Raw genomic sequence first — 18,659 nt, forward strand, 5'->3', positions numbered from 1 at the left:
GCGGCAAGGCCGCGCTGAAAACTGTCCTTACAATCCCTGCATCGCCCGCCAGTTCCAGGCAGGCGTTCCTCTTCAGGAGACTCCGATGTCCGTTGAGCAAGCCCCGGTGCAACGTGCCGATTTCGACCAGGTCATGGTGCCTAACTACGCACCCGCCGCATTCATTCCTGTGCGTGGCGAAGGTTCACGCGTGTGGGACCAGGCGGGTCGCGAGCTGATCGACTTTGCCGGTGGCATCGCGGTCAACGTATTGGGCCACGCCCACCCTGCGCTGGTCGGTGCGCTGACCGAACAGGCTAACAAGCTGTGGCATGTCTCCAACGTATTCACCAATGAGCCGGCCCTGCGCCTGGCGCATAAGCTGATCGACGCCACCTTTGCCGAGCGTGTGTTCTTCTGCAACTCCGGCGCCGAGGCCAATGAAGCGGCGTTCAAGCTGGCTCGTCGCGTAGCGTTCGACCGTTTCGGCAGCGAGAAGTACGAGATCATCGCCGCACTGAACAGCTTCCACGGCCGTACCTTGTTCACCGTCAACGTCGGTGGCCAGTCCAAGTACTCCGATGGTTTCGGTCCCAAGATCACTGGCATTACCCACGTCCCTTATAACGACCTGGCCGCGCTGAAAGCCGCGGTCTCGGACAAGACGTGTGCCGTGGTGCTGGAGCCGATCCAGGGCGAAGGCGGCGTGCTGCCGGCCGAGCTGGCCTACCTGCAAGGCGCGCGTGAATTGTGCGACGCACACAACGCATTGCTGGTGTTCGACGAAGTGCAAACCGGCATGGGCCGCAGCGGCCATCTGTTCGCCTACCAGCATTACGGCGTGACGCCAGACATCCTCACCAGCGCCAAGAGCCTGGGCGGTGGTTTCCCGATTGCGGCGATGCTCACCACTGAAGCGCTGGCCAAGCACCTGGTGGTTGGCACTCACGGCACTACCTACGGCGGCAACCCGCTGGCATGCGCGGTGGCGGAAGCGGTGATCGATGTGATCAACACCCCGCAAGTCCTCGCCGGCGTCAGCGCCAAGCACGCTCTGTTCAAGACGCGTCTGGAGCAGATCGGCAAACAGTACGGCATCTTCACCGAAGTGCGTGGCATGGGCCTGCTGATTGGTTGCGTACTGAGTGATGCTTTCAAGGGCAAGGCCAAGGACGTGTTCAACGCGGCCGAGAAAGAAAACCTGATGATCCTGCAAGCTGGCCCTGACGTGGTGCGTTTCGCACCGAGCCTGGTGGTGGAAGACGCGGATATTCAGGAAGGCCTGGACCGTTTCGAGCGTGCAGTGAAGACGTTGACGCAAGCCTGATGGACCATTCGGCGCCTGGCGAGCAGGCGTCGAGCAAAATTCTATAGGCCGGACCGAGTCAAATGTGGAAGCTGCTTTTTGTGGCGAGGGAGCTTGCTCCCGCTGGAGTGCGAAGCGCTCCCAATATCTTTGGGGCCGCTACGCAGCCCAGCGGGAGCAAGCTCCCTCGCCACAAAAGCCGGCTCCCACATTTGGACCTGTGTTGAATCAGGACCTGTCCGGCATTTTTCCCTGTGAGTTTTTCGAGTTAAGGAGTGACACCATGCTGGTGATGCGCCCCGCGCAAATGGCTGATCTGGGCGAGGTACAGCGTCTGGCTGCGGACAGCCCGATTGGTGTCACCTCCTTGCCGGACGATGTGGAACGCCTGAGCGACAAGATCGCCGCCAGCGAAGCGTCCTTCGCGGCCGAGGTGAGTTTCAATGGCGAAGAAAGCTATTTCTTCGTGCTGGAAGACACCGAGACCGGCAAGCTCGCCGGTTGCTCGGCCATCGTCGCCTCGGCGGGCTATTCCGAGCCGTTCTACAGCTTTCGCAATGAAACCTTCGTGCACGCCTCCCGCGAGTTGAAGATCCACAACAAGATCCACGTGCTTTCGCAGTGCCACGACCTCACCGGTAACAGCCTGCTCACCAGTTTCTACGTGGTGCCGGAGCTGGTCGGTTCGCCATGGTCGGAACTCAATTCCCGTGGTCGCCTGCTGTTCGTTGCCAGCCATCCCGAGCGCTTTGCCGACTCGGTGGTGACCGAGATTGTCGGCTACAGCGACGAGCACGGCGACTCGCCGTTCTGGGACGCCATCGGTCGCAATTTCTTCGACCTCAACTACGCCGCCGCCGAGCGCCTGTGCGGGCTGAAAAGCCGCACCTTCCTTGCCGAGCTGATGCCGCATTATCCGATCTACGTGCCGTTGCTGCCGGACGCAGCCCAGGAAGCCATGGGGCAGGTGCACCCGCGCGCGCAGATCACCTTCGACATCCTGATGCGCGAAGGCTTCGAGACCGATCATTACATCGACATCTTCGACGGTGGCCCGACGCTGCACGCACGGGTTTCGGGCATTCGCTCCATCGCCCAGAGCCGTGTGGTGCCGGTGAAGATCGGCGAGATGGTCAAGGGCGCCGGCCGGCAGTACCTGGTGAGCAACGCGCAATTGCAGGATTACCGCGCCGTGATGCTGGAATTGGACTATGCGCCCGGCAAGCCAGTGACCCTGGACCTGGCGGCCGCCGAAGCCCTGGGCGTTGGCGAAGGCGCGAGCGTGCGCCTCGTTGCGGTTTGAGAGCCGGTTTAAATAGAGTTTCGCGGGTGGCTGACAACGGCGGCCCGTTCGAGGAGATAGCATGATCGTTCGTCCCGTACGCAGCAGCGATTTACCGGCCCTGATTGATCTGGCACGCAGCACCGGCACCGGGCTCACCACCTTGCCGGCCAACGAAGAACGCCTGACCCATCGGGTTGGCTGGGCGGAAAAAACCTTTCGCGGCGACGCCGGACGCGGGGATGCCGACTACCTGTTCGTGCTGGAAAACGACGAAGGCCGTGTGGTGGGCATTTCCGCCATCGCCGGTGCCGTCGGCCTGCGCGAGCCTTGGTACAACTTTCGGGTGGGCCTGACCGTCAGCGCCTCCCAGGAGTTGAATATCTATCGCGAGATTCCAACGCTGTTCCTGGCCAACGACCTCACCGGTAATTCCGAGCTGTGCTCGCTGTTCCTGCACGCCGATTACCGCACTGGCCTCAACGGCCGCATGCTGGCCAAGGCCCGCCTGCTGTTTATCGCGGAATTTCCGCAACTGTTTGGCAACAAGATCATCGCCGAGATGCGTGGCGTGTCCAACGAAGCCGGGCGTTCGCCGTTCTGGGAGAGTCTGGGCCGTCATTTCTTCAAGATGGAGTTCAGCCAGGCCGACTACCTTACCGGCGTGGGCAACAAGGCGTTTATTGCTGAGCTGATGCCGAAGTTTCCGCTGTACAGCTGCTTCCTGTCCGAAGACGCGCGCAATGTGATCGGCAAGGTCCACCCGGATACCGAGCCGGCACTGAGCATGCTCAAGAGCGAAGGTTTCAGCTACCAGGGTTACGTCGACATCTTCGACGCCGGCCCGGCGGTGGAGTGTGAAACCAGCAAGATCCGTGCTGTGCGTGACAGTCAGTCACTGGTGTTGGCCATCGGCACGCCGGGGGACGACGCCACGCCTTTCCTGATTCATAACCGCAAACGCGAGGATTGCCGCATTACGGCCGCACCGGCAAGGCTGGCGGCAGGCACCCTGGTGGTCGATCCACAGACCGCCAAACGCCTGCAATTGGTGGTGGGTGATCAAGTGCGTGCCGTACCGTTGTCCGCTGCTCGGGAGTCGAAATAATGAATTCGCTGTATATCGCAGGTAGCTGGCTCGCTGGCCGAGGTGAACTGTTTGAGTCGCGCAACCCGGTAACCCAGCACGTACTGTGGGCCGGCAATGGCGCCACCGTCGAACAGGTAGAGTCCGCGGTGCAGGCTGCGCGCCAGGCATTTCCAGCCTGGGCCAAGCGCCCGCTGGAAGAGCGCATCAGCGTGCTGGAAGCTTTCGCGGCGACCCTGAAAAAGCGTGCCGATGAAATTGCCCGCTGCATCGGTGAAGAAACCGGCAAACCGCTGTGGGAGTCGGCTACCGAAGTCACCAGCATGGCCAACAAGATTGCGATTTCGGTGCAAAGCTACCGCGAACGTACCGGCGAGAAGAGCGGCCCCCTGGGCGATGCCACTGCTGTGTTGCGCCACAAACCACACGGCGTGGTGGCGGTGTTCGGCCCTTACAACTTCCCCGGCCACTTGCCGAACGGGCATATCGTCCCGGCCTTGCTGGCGGGTAATACCGTGCTGTTCAAGCCCAGCGAGCTGACCCCGAAAGTCGCCGAGCTGACCGTGCAGTGCTGGATTGAAGCCGGTTTGCCGGCGGGCGTGCTCAACCTGCTGCAGGGCGCTCGGGAAACGGGTATCGCCTTGGCTGCCAACCCGGGGATCGATGGTTTGTTCTTCACCGGTTCCAGCCGTACCGGCAACCACTTGCACCAGCAATTTTCCGGGCACCCGGACAAGATCCTGGCGCTGGAGATGGGCGGCAATAACCCGCTGGTGGTGGACGAGGTGGCCGATGTGGATGCGGCGGTCTACACCATTATCCAATCGGCGTTTATCTCCGCCGGTCAGCGCTGCACGTGTGCCCGCCGCTTGCTGGTGCCCGAAGGTGCCTGGGGCGATGCGCTGCTGGCGCGCCTGGTGGAGGTCACGTCGACCATTGAAGTCGGCCCGTTCGACCAGCAACCGGCACCGTTCATGGGCTCGGTGATTTCCCTTGGCGCGGCCAAAGCGTTGATGGACGCCCAAGAACTGATGTTGGCCAATGGCGCCGTGGCGTTGTTGGAAATGACCCAGCCGCAGGAGCAGGCTGCCTTGCTGACGCCGGGCATCATCGACGTGACCGCCGTGACCGAACGCGAGGATGAAGAACTGTTCGGCCCGCTGTTGCAGGTGATTCGCTACGCCGATTTTGCCGAGGCGATTGCCGAGGCCAACAACACCCAGTACGGCCTGGCCGCTGGCTTGCTGTCGGACTCCGAAGCGCGTTACCAGCAGTTCTGGCTGGAAAGCCGCGCGGGTATCGTCAACTGGAACAAACAGCTGACCGGCGCTGCGAGTACCGCGCCGTTTGGTGGCGTCGGGGCGTCGGGCAACCATCGCGCCAGTGCGTATTACGCGGCGGATTACTGCGCGTACCCGGTGGCGTCGCTGGAAACCCCGAGCCTGGTGGTCCCCGCAACGCTGACCCCCGGCATTACGCTGATCTAAATGCAGGAGCGGGCCCCTGTGGAGGCGGGCTTGCTCACGAAAGCGGTGGTTCAGTCGCTGGATGTATTGGCGAACGCGCCGTCTTCGCGAGCAAGCCCGTGCCATACAAGCCTGCCCCGCAGTTGATTTGTGGTGTATTCAAGTAATCTGATGCCTATAAAAACAGATGTTCGTGGAGCCTCGCCGATGAAATCCTATGAAGTCAATTTTGACGGTCTAGTGGGGCCGACCCATAACTACGGCGGTTTGTCCTACGGCAACGTCGCGTCCCAGAGTAACAGCCAGCAGTCTTCGAACCCGAAGGAAGCGGCGTTGCAGGGCCTGCAGAAAATGAAGGCCCTGATGGACATGGGGTTTGTGCAAGGCGTGCTCGCGCCACAGGAACGCCCCGACGTGGCGGCCCTGCGCAGCCTTGGCTTCAGCGGCACCGACGCGCAAGTGATCCAGCAAGCGGCCAAGCACGCCATGCCGCTGTTGGTGGCGAGCTGCTCTGCGTCGAGCATGTGGGTGGCCAACGCGGCTACCGTCAGCCCGAGCGCCGACACGGCGGATGGCCGCGTGCATTTCACCGCCGCCAACCTCAACTGCAAATACCACCGCAGTATCGAGCACCCGACCACCAGCCGCGTGCTGGGGGCCATGTTTGCAGACGGGAAACACTTCGCCCACCACGCGGCATTGCCGGCGGTGGCGCAGTTCGGCGATGAGGGCGCGGCTAACCACACGCGTTTCTGCCGTGCGTACGGCGAGGCTGGCGTAGAGTTTTTTGTGTTTGGCCGCAGTGCGTTCGACACCCGTTACCCGGCGCCGCAGAAGTACCCGGCGCGCCAGACCCTCGAAGCGTCCCAAGCCGTTGCACGCCTGCACGGCCTGAGCGATGAGGGTGTGGTCTACGCCCAGCAGAACCCGGCGGTGATCGATGCCGGTGTGTTCCACAACGATGTGATCGCGGTGGGCAACGGTGAGGTGCTGTTCTATCACGAAGACGCGTTCCTCAATACCGAACAGATGCTGGCGGAGTTGCAAGGCAAGTTGGGCAAGCTGGGGGGCAACTTCCAGTCGGTGTGCGTACCGCGTGCCCAGGTCAGCGTTGAGGATGCTGTGCGCTCCTACCTGTTCAACAGCCAATTGCTGACCCGCGCCGACGGCTCGATGCTGCTGATCGTGCCGGAAGAATGCCGCGCCAACGAACGCGTCTGGCAGTACCTGCAAGGCTTGATCACGTCCGGTGGGTTGATCCGCGAAGTCAAAGTCTTCGACCTCAAGCAAAGCATGCAGAACGGCGGTGGCCCGGCGTGCCTGCGCTTGCGCGTCGCCTTGAATGAAACGGAGCTGGCGGCGGTGAATCCAGGCGTTATCATGACCGCGCCGCTGTACGACACGCTGACCCAATGGGTTGACAGGCACTACCGCGACAGCCTGCGTGAAACCGACCTGGCTGACCCGCAATTGCTGCTTGAGTGCCGGACGGCACTGGATGAACTGACGCAAATCCTTAAACTGGGCTCGGTTTATCCTTTCCAGATCAATTAACGCCGCACGACCGAGAGTTATTTATGACCACCGACACCCTGAAACTGATCCTTGAAGACACCGACGGCACTCAGCTGGAGACCTCCTGCACCCGCGTTGCCGTGGTGTGGCAGGGCAAGGAGATCTGGATCCAGCACGACGGCCGTGGCCAACTGCTGATCGGTGTAGATGTGGAAGAAGGCGACGCCGAGTACGCCAACCTGCTGATGCGCCCACTGGCCACCAACCTGATGAGCCTGCAACTGGAAATGGAGCCGGCCGACGTTGAGGGTGATGATGACGATCACGTCCACGGCCCAGGCTGCAACCACTAAGGAAGCTGCGTATGCTCGCCCTCGGCAAATTGCTTGAACTGACCCTCGCCGGTCGCGAACCGGCGCAAAAAATTCAACTGACTGTCGACGGCGTGCAGATGCGCTGGCTCAGCGAGGGCGCACTTGAAGTCCGCCCGCCTGAAGCGAAGGACAACGGCAGCGACCTGCTGCTGTCGTCCGGCATCCATGGCAACGAAACCGCGCCGATCGAACTGCTCGACCGCCTGTTGCATGGCATCGCCCGTGGGGAGATCAAGCCCCGCACCCGCATTCTGTTCCTGTTCGGCAACCCCGAGGCCATGCGCCGCGGCGAGCGTTACCTCGAACTGGACATCAACCGGCTGTTCAACGGCCGTCATGAAAAAAATATCGGCCCTGAAGCCATGCGTGCCGCCGAGCTTGAGCAACTGGCCCGCAGCTTCTTCAGCCAGCCCGGCCGTTCGCGCCTGCATTACGATTTGCATACGGCCATTCGGGGTTCGAAGATCGAGCAATTTGCCTTGTACCCCTGGAAGGAAGGACGCCAGCATTCGCGCCGTGAGCTGGAGCGCCTGCGCGCGGCCGGCATGGAAGCGGTGCTGATGCAGAACAAGACCTCGATTACCTTCTCTGCTTTTACCTATGAGCAATTGGACGCCGAGGCCTTCACCCTGGAGCTGGGCAAAGCGCGGCCGTTCGGGCAGAACGATGGTGTGGATGTGTCGCGTCTGGAAACACGCCTCAAGCACATCATTGAAGGCACCGAGCCTACGACTGATAGCCTGGACGGCCTCAAACTGTTCGCCGTTGCGCGCGAAGTGATCAAGCACAGCGATGCCTTCCTGCTGCACCTGCCGGCGGACGTGGAAAACTTTTCGGAATTGGAAAAGGGCTACCTGTTGGCCGAAGACGTGGCCAAGACCCGTTGGGTGATCGAGGAGGAGGGTGCACGCATCATCTTCCCCAATCCAAAGGTGAAGAATGGCTTGCGAGCGGGGATATTGATTGTGCCGACCACGGATGCGGGCCTGGTATAGCGCTTAAGGCTTGCGAGGATCCCAATGCGGGAGGAGCAGCGCCCCTCCCACGTTGGTTTTGCGCAGATGCTTAGACTGCTACCGCACGCGGCTCGCTGCGACGGATCGCACGCACCTTGTGCAGGGTGTCGGCGCACGTGCGCGCAGCTTCCTGGCCTTTATGCACAAAGTGATCATGGAAGAATGCATGATGTTCGCTGCCCGCATGGAAGTGATGCGGGGTCAGGGATACCGAGAACACCGGTACTTCGGTTTCCAGCTGTACTTGCATCAGGCCGCTGACCACGGATTGGGCGACGAATTCGTGACGGTAGATGCCGCCGTCCACCACCAGCGCGGCGGCAACGATACCGGCATAACGGCCGGTCTTGGCCAGCAACTTGGCGTGCAGGGGCATTTCAAAGGCGCCGCCGACTTCAAAGAAGTCGATGTCCGATTCCTGGTAGCCCTGGGCGATGATTTCGGCAAGGAAACCTTTACGGCTCTGGTCGACAATATCCTTGTGCCAGCAGGCTTGGATAAATGCGATACGCTCGCCGTGATGGTTTTTGCTTTTGCTGTCGATTGCGGTGGGTTGCATGTTCTGACTCCTGTTTAAGAAAAAAACAGGGCTTTATGAATCGAATGGGATTTAAGGGTGCGCAACGCTGTGTCCATGCAGGCATGAAATCAGCGGACGGCCCTTAGGTGCCAATCCCGTTCTCTCTTCATCCGGACTATGACCGTCGGCCCCGGGATCACACCGGGTCTGCTGACCTTGTCGCCGTCCTGCGTTAGCAGTTCGAGGCGTCAAGCGCTCGCGGGCTATGCACATTGCGCGCAATTACCGCCGGTGGGGAATTGCACCCCGCCCTGAGAACGTTGCCGCCAGAACCCTGGCGGCGGAGAGTTTTTAACACGGTTTTTCAAAAACTGCACGACCGCTGTATCGATAAGCTATATCGGTTTGTTTGGTTGGTATTCATTTGAATACACATAGGGCTTGATATCTCGCGGCTTTGCCCGCAGTAATCGTCTTCAAAGGGAACTTACCCAATCTCTCAGAGGCCAGTTTCATGTCCGTGATCGACCTGCGCAGCGACACCGTGACCCAACCCACCCCCGGCATGCTGGATGCGATGGCCAATGCGGTCAGTGGTGACGACGTCTACGGCGAAGACCCGAGCGTCAACCACCTGGAAGCCGAGCTGGCCAGGCGCCTGGGCTTTGCCAACGCACTGTTCGTGCCTACTGGCACCATGAGCAACTTGCTGGCACTGATGGCTCATTGTGAGCGCGGTGAGGAATACATCGTTGGTCAGCAGGCCCACACCTACAAATACGAAGGCGGTGGTGCGGCCGTGTTGGGTTCGATCCAACCGCAGCCGCTGGAGGTGCAGGCGGACGGCTCCCTGGATCTGGATCACGTACTGGCGGCGATCAAACCCGACGACTTCCACTTCGCCCGCACACGCTTGCTGGCGCTGGAAAACACGATGCAGGGCAAGGTTCTGCCGCTGGAATACTTGGCGAAGGCGCGCGCGTTCACCCGTGAGCATGGTTTGTCCTTGCATCTGGATGGGGCGCGGATCTACAACGCGGCGGTCAAGCTGGGTGTGGATGCACGGGACATTGCCCAGCATTTCGATTCGGTCTCGGTATGCCTGTCCAAGGGGCTGGGGGCGCCAATCGGTTCGGTGTTGTGCGGCTCAACAGCGTTGATCGCCAAGGCGCGGCGTTTGCGCAAGATGGTTGGTGGCGGTATGCGTCAGGCGGGTTCCCTGGCTGCGGCGGGGCTGTATGCGCTGGATCATCAGGTGCGGCGCCTGGCCGACGACCACGCCAATGCCCTGTGGTTGGGCGATGAGCTGCGCAAAGCCGGCTATGAGGTGGAGCCGGTACAGACCAATATGGTTTACGTGCAGATCAGCGGGCGGGCCCAGGCCCTGAAGGACTTCGCCGCCGGACGTGGGATCAAGCTGGTCGCCGCGCCGCGCCTGCGCATGGTCACTCATCTGGATGTCAGCCGGGCGCAGTTGGAGCAAGTCGTGCAGGCATTCGTCGAGTTTTCCCGAAAATGACAGTGCAGACTGTCTAATTGAGCGTTTCTATCGCATAAACACGCTGTACCACCGGCAAAGGGCCGATATAATGCGGCCCTTTGCCGTCGCTCCGTCTGATGATGTTGCGCACTGGCCTTTGGCCGCAGACTCCGTGGAAGAACCTAATGAAAAGCGCAGAAATCCGTGAAGCCTTCCTTCGCTTCTTCGAAGAGCAAGGTCACACCCGTGTAGCCTCCAGCTCCTTGATCCCTGGCAACGACCCCACCCTGCTGTTCACCAACGCGGGGATGAACCAGTTCAAGGACTGCTTCCTGGGCCAGGAGAAGCGCGCCTATACCCGCGCCACCAGCAGCCAGAAATGCGTACGTGCCGGCGGTAAGAACAGTGACCTGGAAAACGTGGGTTACACCGCTCGCCACCACACATTCTTCGAAATGTTGGGCAACTTCAGCTTCGGTGACTATTTCAAGAAAGATGCGATCACTTTCGCCTGGACCTTCCTCACCGGTGTGTTGAAGCTGCCCAAGGAAAAGCTCTGGGTTACCGTCTACGCAACAGACGACGAAGCCTACGATATCTGGACCAAAGAAGTCGGTGTGCCCGTCGAGCGCATGATCCGCATCGGCGACAACAAGGGCGCGCCTTATGCGTCCGATAACTTCTGGACCATGGGCGACACTGGCCCGTGCGGCCCTTGCACCGAGATTTTCTATGATCACGGCGCCGACATCTGGGGCGGCCCGCCGGGCTCGCCGGAAGAGGATGGCGACCGTTACATCGAGATCTGGAACAACGTGTTCATGCAGTTCAACCGCACCGCCGATGGCGTGTTGCATCCGCTGCCGGCACCGTCGGTGGATACCGGCATGGGCCTGGAGCGGATCAGTGCGGTGATGCAGCACGTTCACTCCAACTATGAAATCGACCTGTTCACCAATCTGTTGAGCGCGTCGGCTGCGGCGATTGGCTGCGCCAATGAAAACCAATCTTCGCTCAAGGTCGTATCGGACCACATCCGCTCTTGCGGCTTCCTGATCGCCGACGGTGTGCTGCCGTCGAACGAAGGCCGTGGCTATGTGCTGCGCCGTATCATCCGGCGTGCCTGCCGCCACGGTAACAAGCTGGGCGCCACCGGCAGCTTCTTCTACAAGATTGTGGCAGCGCTGGTCGCCGAGATGGGCGACGCCTTCCCGGAACTGAAGCAGCAGCAGGAAAACATCGAGCGCGTGCTCAAGGCAGAGGAAGAACAATTCTCCAAGACCCTGGAGCATGGCCTGAAGATTCTGGAGCAGGACCTGGCTGAGCTCAAAGGTACTGTGGTGCCGGGCGATGTCGTATTCAAACTGTACGATACCTATGGCTTCCCGATGGACTTGACCGCCGACATCGCCCGTGAGCGCGAGCTGACCATCGATGAAGCCGGCTTCGAGCGCGAGATGGAAGCCCAGCGCGTGCGCGCGCGTTCCGCCAGCTCCTTTGGCCTGGACTACAACACCTTGGTCAAGGTGGACGTACCGACCGAGTTCGTCGGCTACGGCGCTACCGTGGGTTCGGCCAAGATCGTCGCCATCTATAAAGACGGCAAATCGGTCGACGTGTTGAATGAAGGCGAAGAAGCGGTCGTGGTTCTGGACCAGACGCCGTTCTACGCCGAGTCCGGTGGGCAGGTGGGTGACTGTGGTTTCCTGAGTTCGACATCGGGTCGCTTTGAAGTGCGCGACACCACCAAGACCGGCGGGGCCTTCCTGCATCACGGTGTGCTGGTGCTGGGTAACTTGACGGTCGGTGCGCCGGTCGATACCCAGGTCGATGCTGACGTGCGCCATGCTACCGCACTGAACCACTCGGCCACTCACTTGCTGCATGCGGCATTGCGTCAGGTGCTGGGCGAGCACGTTCAGCAGAAAGGTTCGTTGGTCGACAGTCAGCGCCTGCGCTTCGACTTCAGCCACTTCGAAGCGATCAAGCCTGAGCAGATCAAGGCACTGGAAGATATCGTCAATGCGCAAGTGCGCAAGAACACTCCGGTCGAGACTGAAGAAACCGATATCGACACGGCCAAGGCCAAAGGCGCCATGGCTCTGTTCGGCGAGAAGTACGGCGACAGCGTGCGTGTACTGAGCATGGGCGGCGACTTCTCGGTGGAGCTGTGCGGCGGTATCCACGCCAACCGTACCGGCGATATCGGCCTGCTGAAAATCATCAGTGAAGGCGGTGTGGCGTCCGGTGTGCGTCGTATCGAGGCGGTGACCGGTGCTGCGGCCCTGGCCTACCTCAATGCGGCCGAAGAACAACTCAAGGAAGCGGCGAGCCTGGTCAAGGGCAGCCGCGACAACCTGATCGACAAACTGTCCGCCGTCCTGGAGCGCAACCGCGCGCTGGAGAAACAGCTGGAGCAGTTGCAAGCCAAGGCAGCCAGCGCGGCGGGTGACGATTTGTCCGCTTCTGCGTTGGACGTCAAGGGTGTGAAAGTGCTGGCTGCGCGTCTGGACGGCCAGGACGGCAAGGCGCTGTTGGCCTTGGTCGATCAGTTGAAGAACAAGCTCGGCCACGCAGTGATCCTGCTCGGCGGTGTCCATGAGGATAAGGTCGTTCTGGTTGCTGGTGTAACCAAAGACCTGACTGGCCAACTCAAGGCCGGTGATTTGATGAAACAAGCCGCCGCGGCAGTGGGCGGGAAGGGCGGTGGTCGTCCGGACATGGCGCAAGGCGGTGGTGTCGATGCCGCCAGCCTGGACGCGGCCCTGGCCCTGACCGTACCGTTTGTCGAGGCCGGTATTTAAGGCGCCGTCAATGAGCCCGTGGCCTGGTCATGGGCTCGCTGAGGTGCTGGAAAATTTGTTTATTGGGCGCCCCTTTACGGGCTGAGGCGGCTTAGAAATGGCTTTGATCGTACAGAAATTCGGAGGCACCTCGGTCGGCTCTGTCGAAAGAATCGAGCAGGTCGCCGACAAGGTTAAGAAATTCCGCGATGCCGGGGATGACCTGGTAGTGGTGCTGTCGGCCATGAGCGGCGAGACCAATCGCCTGATCGATCTGGCCAAGGCAATCAGCGGTGATCAACAGCCGCTGCCGCGTGAGCTGGATGTGATCGTGTCTACCGGCGAGCAGGTGACTATTGCATTGCTGGCCATGGCGCTGAACAAGCGTGGCGTGCCGGCGGTGTCCTACACTGGCAGCCAAGTGCGCATCCTTACGGACAGTGCACATACCAAGGCGCGCATTCTGCAAATTGATGATCAGAAAATCCGTACTGATCTGAAGGCTGGGCGCGTGGTAGTTGTAGCGGGCTTTCAGGGTGTGGACGAGCAGGGCAATATCACCACCCTGGGGCGTGGCGGTTCGGACACCACTGGCGTGGCACTGGCGGCGGCCCTCAAGGCTGATGAATGCCAGATCTACACCGATGTGGATGGTGTCTATACCACTGACCCGCGTGTGGTGTCGGTGGCGCAGCGCCTGGAGAAGATCACCTTTGAAGAGATGCTGGAAATGGCCAGTCTCGGTTCCAAGGTGTTGCAGATCCGTGCGGTAGAGTTCGCCGGCAAGTACAACGTTCCGCTGCGCGTATTGCACAGCTTCAAAGAGGGTCCGGGCACCCTCATTACTATTGATGAAGAGGAATCCATGGAACAGCCGATCATTTCCGGCATCGCTTTTAATCGCGATGAAGCCAAGCTGACGATCCGTGGCGTGCCGGATACCCCGGGCGTGGCCTTCAAGATCCTCGGCCCTATCAGTAGCGCCAACATTGAAGTCGACATGATCGTGCAGAACGTTTCGCACGATAACACCACCGACTTCACCTTCACCGTGCACCGTAACGAGTACGATGCGGCGGAGCGTATCCTGCAGAACACCGCGAGCGAGATTGGCGCCCGTGAAGTGGTCGGCGATACCAAGATTGCCAAAGTGTCGATCGTGGGTGTGGGCATGCGTTCCCATGCCGGCGTCGCCAGCCGGATGTTCGAAGCCCTGGCCAAGGAAAGCATCAACATCCAGATGATCTCCACCTCGGAAATCAAGGTCTCGGTGGTGATCGAAGAGAAGTACCTGGAACTGGCTGTACGCGCGCTGCATACCGCCTTTGAGCTGGACGCTCCGGCCCGACAGGGCGAGTGACAGGTGATGCCAGGAAGGCGCGGTTTACCGCGCCTTTCATTTTTTTGTAGGGCGCATGTTCTTTTGCGTGGGCTCGACAATACTTAGGCGGTAGGGCTATGGCCATCGGGTTGTAGGTCGAAGGCCTTTTTTTTGCAGACTGTTGTTCCTGAACTGAAATGCGTGAGGTGAAAGGTATGTTGATTCTGACTCGTCGTTGCGCAGAAAGCCTGATTATCGGTGATGGCGAAATCACCGTTACCGTGCTCGGCGTCAAAGGCAATCAAGTGCGTATCGGGGTTAATGCTCCGAAAGAGGTGGCGGTCCACCGCGAGGAAATCTACCTGCGGATCAAGAAAGAGAAGGACGAAGAACCAAGCCTTTAATTTTTATCGTTTTTTATGTTTGCAAACGGGGATGAACGTGGTTAATATACGCCCCGTGTTGCGGAGAGCTGGCCGAGTGGCCGAAGGCGCTCCCCTGCTAAGGGAGTACACCTCAAAAGGGTGTCGGGGGTTCGAATCCCCCGTTCTCCGCCATTATTTGCTTAGTACGTTGCAATCTGGTTTTTTCGGTAAGTTGTTGAAAATACTCGAAAAAATAGCTTTACATAGAGATTGAACGGCCTATAATGCGCGGCAACAAATGCACTCGTAGCTCAGCTGGATAGAGTACTCGGCTACGAACCGAGCGGTCACAGGTTCGAATCCTGTCGAGTGCACCATTTAAGAGTCAGTTGCAGCAATGCAGGTGGCTCGGCTTCAACCAGTTGTGACCTGGTATAAAAACACAATTTGCACTCGTAGCTCAGCTGGATAGAGTACTCGGCTACGAACCGAGCGGTCACAGGTTCGAATCCTGTCGAGTGCACCATACAAACAAAAAGCCCGCCTAGTGCGGGCTTTTTGCCGTCTGGCGTTTGTGCAGGGCTCTTTATCTTTTTCTCCTGCTTCATGTGTTTTCCTTTCGGGCTGCGTCGTCGCAGTTCATAGGTGCTGCCAATCTGAGCTTTGGCTTGCAAGCGCTTGTTCTTTCCAGTTTTTTAACGTTAAAAGCGCGCGCAGCGTGTATCATTGCGCCCGTCAGCCCCGCCGGGGCTTGTGGAATACCTCCATGGACTTACCCAGTAGTTACTCAGTACCCCGCTTTACCAATCATGAATTGACTGATTGATCCTTCCGGCGTGCCCCGCTGCTGGGAGTGGAGTTCGCCTATGACCGAAGTAGAAGTAAAGAAAACACAAGAAAGCCTGCAGGATCGCCTGGCTCAAGTCATCGAGCTGCTGCAGCGCCAGCGCGTGGTCGAAGACCTCACGCATCGCCAGGAAGGTCCGCATCACGACCGCGTCGAAAACCTGGTCCACAGGCAAAATCTCGTCGAGTTGCAACGCAAGCTCGATGACCTGCACTCTGCCGACGTTGCTTATATCCTCGAAGCTTTGCCGCTGGATGATCGACTGACGCTCTGGCAGTTGGTCAAGGCCGACCGCGACGGTGATATCCTCCTCGAAGTGTCCGACTCGGTCCGTGAAACCCTGATCGCCGATATGGACGATCACGAGCTCCTGGCTGCGGCCAGGGAGATGGATGCTGACGAGCTGGCTGACCTGGCCCCGGAGCTTCCACGTGATGTTGTCCATGAGCTGATGGAGGCGCTCGACGGTCAGCAGCGTGAGCGCGTTCGTTCTGCGTTGTCTTACGACGACGACCAGGTCGGCGCTTTGATGGACTTCGAGATGGTTACCATCCGCGAAGACGTCAGCTTGGAAGTGGTACTGCGTTATCTGCGTCGTTTGAAAGAGCTGCCAGGCCATACTGATAAGCTGTTTGTCGTGGATTACGAAGGTATCCTCAAGGGCGTGCTGCCGATCAAGCGCCTGCTGGTCAACGACCCGGATAAGAAAGTTGCCGATGTAATGGCCAGCGATCCGGTGAGTTTTCACCCCGACGAAGACGCCTATGATGCCGCTCAAGCATTTGAGCGTTACGACTTGATCTCTGCTCCGGTAGTCGACAAGAACGGCAAGCTGATCGGCCGTCTGACTATCGACGAAATGGTTGACCTGATTCGTGAGGAAAGTGAAACCGAAGTTCTCAACATGGCGGGTCTGCGTGAGGAGGAAGATATTTTCGCTTCGGTCTGGCGCTCCTTGCGTAACCGTTGGGCATGGCTCGCCATCAACCTGATTACCGCTTTCATTGCTTCCCGAGTGATTGGGTTATTCGAGGGTTCGATTGAGAAGCTGGTGGCTCTGGCTGCGTTGATGCCGATTGTTGCGGGCATCGGTGGTAACTCCGGCAACCAGACTATTACCATGATTGTGCGCGCTATGGCGCTTGACCAGGTGAACACCGGTAATACCTCGCGCCTTATGCGCAAGGAGCTGGCGGTGGCGCTGATTAACGGAGTGGTATGGGGCGGGGTGATCGGTATTGTGGCCTACCTGCTTTATGGCAGTTGGTCGCTCGGCGTGGTGATGACGGCTGCCATGACCCTCAACTTGCTGCTGGCAGCGCTGATGGGCGTGCTGATCCCTATGACGTTGGCGCGCTTGGGGCGCGACCCGGCGATGGGAGCCAGTGTGATGATTACTGCCATGACCGACAGTGGTGGTTTCTTCATCTTCTTGGGCCTGGCAACGATCTTCCTGCTCTGACTTCTTTTCCAGGTGGGAGCAATTCTGCTCCCATCGTTCTGTATTGCCTTCCCAAATTTCGCACAAAAAAAAGCCAGCACTTGGCTGGCTTCGGCTTTCAGTGGTGAATCAATTAGCTTCTGCGGCTGCCTCAACGTCATGTGCGATGAGCGAGACGAGAGCATTTTGCTGACGGTGGGAGAGCTGACGAAAACGCTGCAGCAGTTCGCGTTCGTGCAGTGACAGCTCGGGGCTGTCCAGGCGCATGCTCAACTCTTCACCCAGTGCACCTTCCTGAATAAGGCTCTGCTCCAGGCGTGCGATGATTTCAGAGTTCATGCTGCGGTGATGATTGCGAGCCACCTCGGCAATGCGTTCCCGCATTCCGTCTGGCAGACGTACGACGAACTTGTCAGCCGTACGGCTGGAATAAATTGCCTGTTTCAATGGGCGCATATATTTAACCGGTTAGTTCAGAGGAGCGGTTTCTGGAATTGGCCGCAAGATGAGTGTTAAGACAAGACTCACGACCAAAGTTCAACCCGAATTGCAAAGAGGCCGCATCATGCCTCAGATTTGACGTTTACTTGGCGTCAATTCTGTGACAAATATTGAACCGCCTACAGGCTTTATGCCAGCACTCATTTGCATTTCTGCGGACTGGTTGGAAAAAATTTCGCGTGGGATCTGAGTCTCTGATCAACGCGCAAGCCCAGTGCGCACGTGGGTTGAGGGCGCACATCCTATAGCAATATGGCATTTTGCCCTCAATCTTAAGACTAGTGGCAGTTTGTCTATTCGCTAGCTTCAGGCGACGTAAGGTAAGGCGGGTGTGCCAGTGCAGTCTCGGGTCGAATTTGATCCGATGGCTCACGCTCAATGGCGGGTGTGGGCTGACGGGTAAACGCGGCGCTGGCAGTACATCCTATGACTGAGTCGTAGGCGGAGAAGGGCTGCAGTAAGCATCAAGCAAAGAAATAACGCTGGCTTGGGCGTGTTGCTACCTTAGAAAACCCAGTGTTGGGATGCGGCGGTATCCTGAGTGCCTTCAGCCGTGTGAGTGAGAGCGGGTGGGGTGGCGGTCATTACGGCCAGTTGTGGGCGCTGTTGAAGATGGTGCGGGGTCGATTGGTTGATCTGCGCCGTGTCTTGGGCATTGGTAGATTGGACATGAAAAAAAACCAGTGCGGCCAATGCCATACTGTTCAGGACTAACAGGGCTGCGCTGTTCATTGTCATTTCCTCCGCTGGTAGTTTTGCAGGACTGGCCTTTGAGGATAAATATTGCAGATGCCGTGCCAGTCATTTACCTCAATAAAATCAATAAGTTAAGTTATTTATGAGGGCTATTTCGTTGCAATCTGCAATGAAGGCGCTTTTTGGATAATGCAATTTGCATGATCTCATTTGCAGCCCTGATTCGCGGGGTTAGGTCATGTTGTGTTGTACAAGGGAAGGCCTACATTCAAAAAGCCTAAGGACGACATGACAAAATTTGTCCTGGCCGTTACCATGCACGCCGTCTGTCGGTAGGCGCTCAGCCTGACGATGATCGTTTGTCCCAGTAGCTCAATTGGATAGAGCATCCCCCTCCTAAGGGGAAGGTTGGCCGTTCGAACCGGCCCTGGGACACCATCCTATACGCTGAAGTATCAGTCTCAGATATTTCACTGAGTTACGCACAGCCTCGCTTTCCTTTTCTCGTCTTGCTCGCACTGTAGTGTTTCCGGCTGCCTTCAGGGGTATGAGTCAGCTGTATGCTTTGCCGTGTTGAAGCATGTTTGCTGAAAGCTGTTTCTCTTCTCTATATAGAAGGCTTGGCGTGTAGGAGAAAAATTCATTTTATCGAATTAAGTGCTTGACGCCTCTGCTGGTGT

15 protein-coding genes, 4 tRNA genes and 1 riboswitch are annotated in these 18,659 nt (G+C 58.8%); of the genes, 16 read left to right on the forward strand and 3 right to left on the reverse strand.

Annotation, left to right across the window (positions count from 1 at the left end; translation table 11 throughout):
* Positions 1–85: 85 nt before the first annotated feature.
* The 7 genes from EXW71_RS20690 (at position 86) to astE (ending at position 8,004) form a co-directional block, all read left to right on the forward strand.
* A complete protein-coding gene (locus EXW71_RS20690; protein ID WP_134661301.1) occupies positions 86–1,306 on the forward strand; it encodes an aspartate aminotransferase family protein in 1,221 nt (406 codons plus the stop codon).
* Positions 1,307–1,568: 262 nt separating this feature from the next.
* Complete coding sequence (gene aruF, locus EXW71_RS20695) at positions 1,569–2,588, forward strand: arginine/ornithine succinyltransferase subunit alpha (protein ID WP_134661302.1); 1,020 nt, start codon at positions 1,569–1,571, stop codon at positions 2,586–2,588.
* A gap of 61 nt (positions 2,589–2,649) precedes the next feature.
* Complete coding sequence (astA, locus tag EXW71_RS20700; RefSeq protein ID WP_123714307.1) at positions 2,650–3,675, forward strand: arginine N-succinyltransferase; 1,026 nt, start codon at positions 2,650–2,652, stop codon at positions 3,673–3,675.
* Entirely contained in the window at positions 3,672–5,141 is a 1,470-nt protein-coding gene (gene astD / locus EXW71_RS20705; protein ID WP_167659663.1) for a succinylglutamate-semialdehyde dehydrogenase, read from the forward strand. Before astA ends, astD begins: the two co-directional genes overlap by 4 nt.
* Positions 5,142–5,327: 186 nt before the next feature.
* Positions 5,328–6,674, forward strand: coding sequence for an N-succinylarginine dihydrolase (gene astB, locus EXW71_RS20710; protein ID WP_134661304.1), 1,347 nt, complete (start codon positions 5,328–5,330; stop codon positions 6,672–6,674).
* A 23-nt stretch (positions 6,675–6,697) separates the two neighbouring features.
* Positions 6,698–6,988, forward strand: coding sequence for a hypothetical protein (locus EXW71_RS20715; RefSeq protein WP_003214319.1), 291 nt, complete (start codon positions 6,698–6,700; stop codon positions 6,986–6,988).
* An 11-nt stretch (positions 6,989–6,999) separates the two neighbouring features.
* Positions 7,000–8,004 (forward strand): succinylglutamate desuccinylase, encoded by a 1,005-nt coding sequence (astE, locus tag EXW71_RS20720; protein ID WP_123714310.1) that lies wholly within the window; start codon positions 7,000–7,002, stop codon positions 8,002–8,004.
* A gap of 70 nt (positions 8,005–8,074) precedes the next feature.
* Here the strand turns inward: astE and EXW71_RS20725 are convergent, their stop codons facing one another.
* Entirely contained in the window at positions 8,075–8,584 is a 510-nt protein-coding gene (locus EXW71_RS20725) for a 6,7-dimethyl-8-ribityllumazine synthase (RefSeq protein ID WP_090369065.1), read from the reverse strand.
* Positions 8,585–8,698: 114 nt separating this feature from the next.
* Positions 8,699–8,868: riboswitch (FMN riboswitch) on the reverse strand.
* A 191-nt stretch (positions 8,869–9,059) separates the two neighbouring features.
* Between EXW71_RS20725 and ltaE the strand changes: the two genes are divergently transcribed.
* From ltaE to mgtE, 8 genes are all read left to right on the forward strand, one after another.
* A complete protein-coding gene (gene ltaE / locus EXW71_RS20730) occupies positions 9,060–10,064 on the forward strand; it encodes a low-specificity L-threonine aldolase (RefSeq protein WP_134661305.1) in 1,005 nt (334 codons plus the stop codon).
* Positions 10,065–10,210: 146 nt separating this feature from the next.
* Entirely contained in the window at positions 10,211–12,829 is a 2,619-nt protein-coding gene (gene alaS, locus EXW71_RS20735) for an alanine--tRNA ligase (protein WP_134661306.1), read from the forward strand.
* Positions 12,830–12,926: 97 nt separating this feature from the next.
* A complete protein-coding gene (locus tag EXW71_RS20740; RefSeq protein WP_016973712.1) occupies positions 12,927–14,168 on the forward strand; it encodes an aspartate kinase in 1,242 nt (413 codons plus the stop codon).
* Positions 14,169–14,344: 176 nt separating this feature from the next.
* Complete coding sequence (gene csrA, locus EXW71_RS20745) at positions 14,345–14,533, forward strand: carbon storage regulator CsrA (protein WP_003175645.1); 189 nt, start codon at positions 14,345–14,347, stop codon at positions 14,531–14,533.
* A 62-nt stretch (positions 14,534–14,595) separates the two neighbouring features.
* Positions 14,596–14,686: transfer RNA gene (locus EXW71_RS20750), tRNA-Ser, on the forward strand.
* A gap of 108 nt (positions 14,687–14,794) precedes the next feature.
* Positions 14,795–14,871, forward strand: a tRNA-Arg gene (locus tag EXW71_RS20755).
* Between the two features lie 72 nt (positions 14,872–14,943).
* Positions 14,944–15,020: transfer RNA gene (locus tag EXW71_RS20760), tRNA-Arg, on the forward strand.
* A 340-nt stretch (positions 15,021–15,360) separates the two neighbouring features.
* Positions 15,361–16,803, forward strand: coding sequence for a magnesium transporter (gene mgtE / locus EXW71_RS20765; protein ID WP_134661307.1), 1,443 nt, complete (start codon positions 15,361–15,363; stop codon positions 16,801–16,803).
* Positions 16,804–16,911: 108 nt separating this feature from the next.
* Here mgtE and EXW71_RS20770 read toward each other — a convergent pair whose 3' ends face one another.
* Both EXW71_RS20770 and EXW71_RS20775 read right to left on the reverse strand, forming a co-directional pair.
* A complete protein-coding gene (locus tag EXW71_RS20770) occupies positions 16,912–17,238 on the reverse strand; it encodes an Arc family DNA-binding protein (protein WP_003193592.1) in 327 nt (108 codons plus the stop codon).
* A 549-nt stretch (positions 17,239–17,787) separates the two neighbouring features.
* The gene (locus tag EXW71_RS20775) at positions 17,788–18,015 is read right to left on the reverse strand and encodes a hypothetical protein (protein WP_134661308.1); all 228 of its coding nucleotides are present in this window, start codon (positions 18,013–18,015) and stop codon (positions 17,788–17,790) included.
* A 325-nt stretch (positions 18,016–18,340) separates the two neighbouring features.
* On the opposite strand from EXW71_RS20775, the gene EXW71_RS20780 reads away from it, so the two are divergent.
* Positions 18,341–18,417 (forward strand) — tRNA-Arg (locus EXW71_RS20780).
* Positions 18,418–18,659 lie beyond the last annotated feature (242 nt).

It is taken from the genome of Pseudomonas sp. BCA17 (assembly GCF_004519405.1).
Taxonomy (GTDB): Bacteria; Pseudomonadota; Gammaproteobacteria; order Pseudomonadales; family Pseudomonadaceae; genus Aquipseudomonas.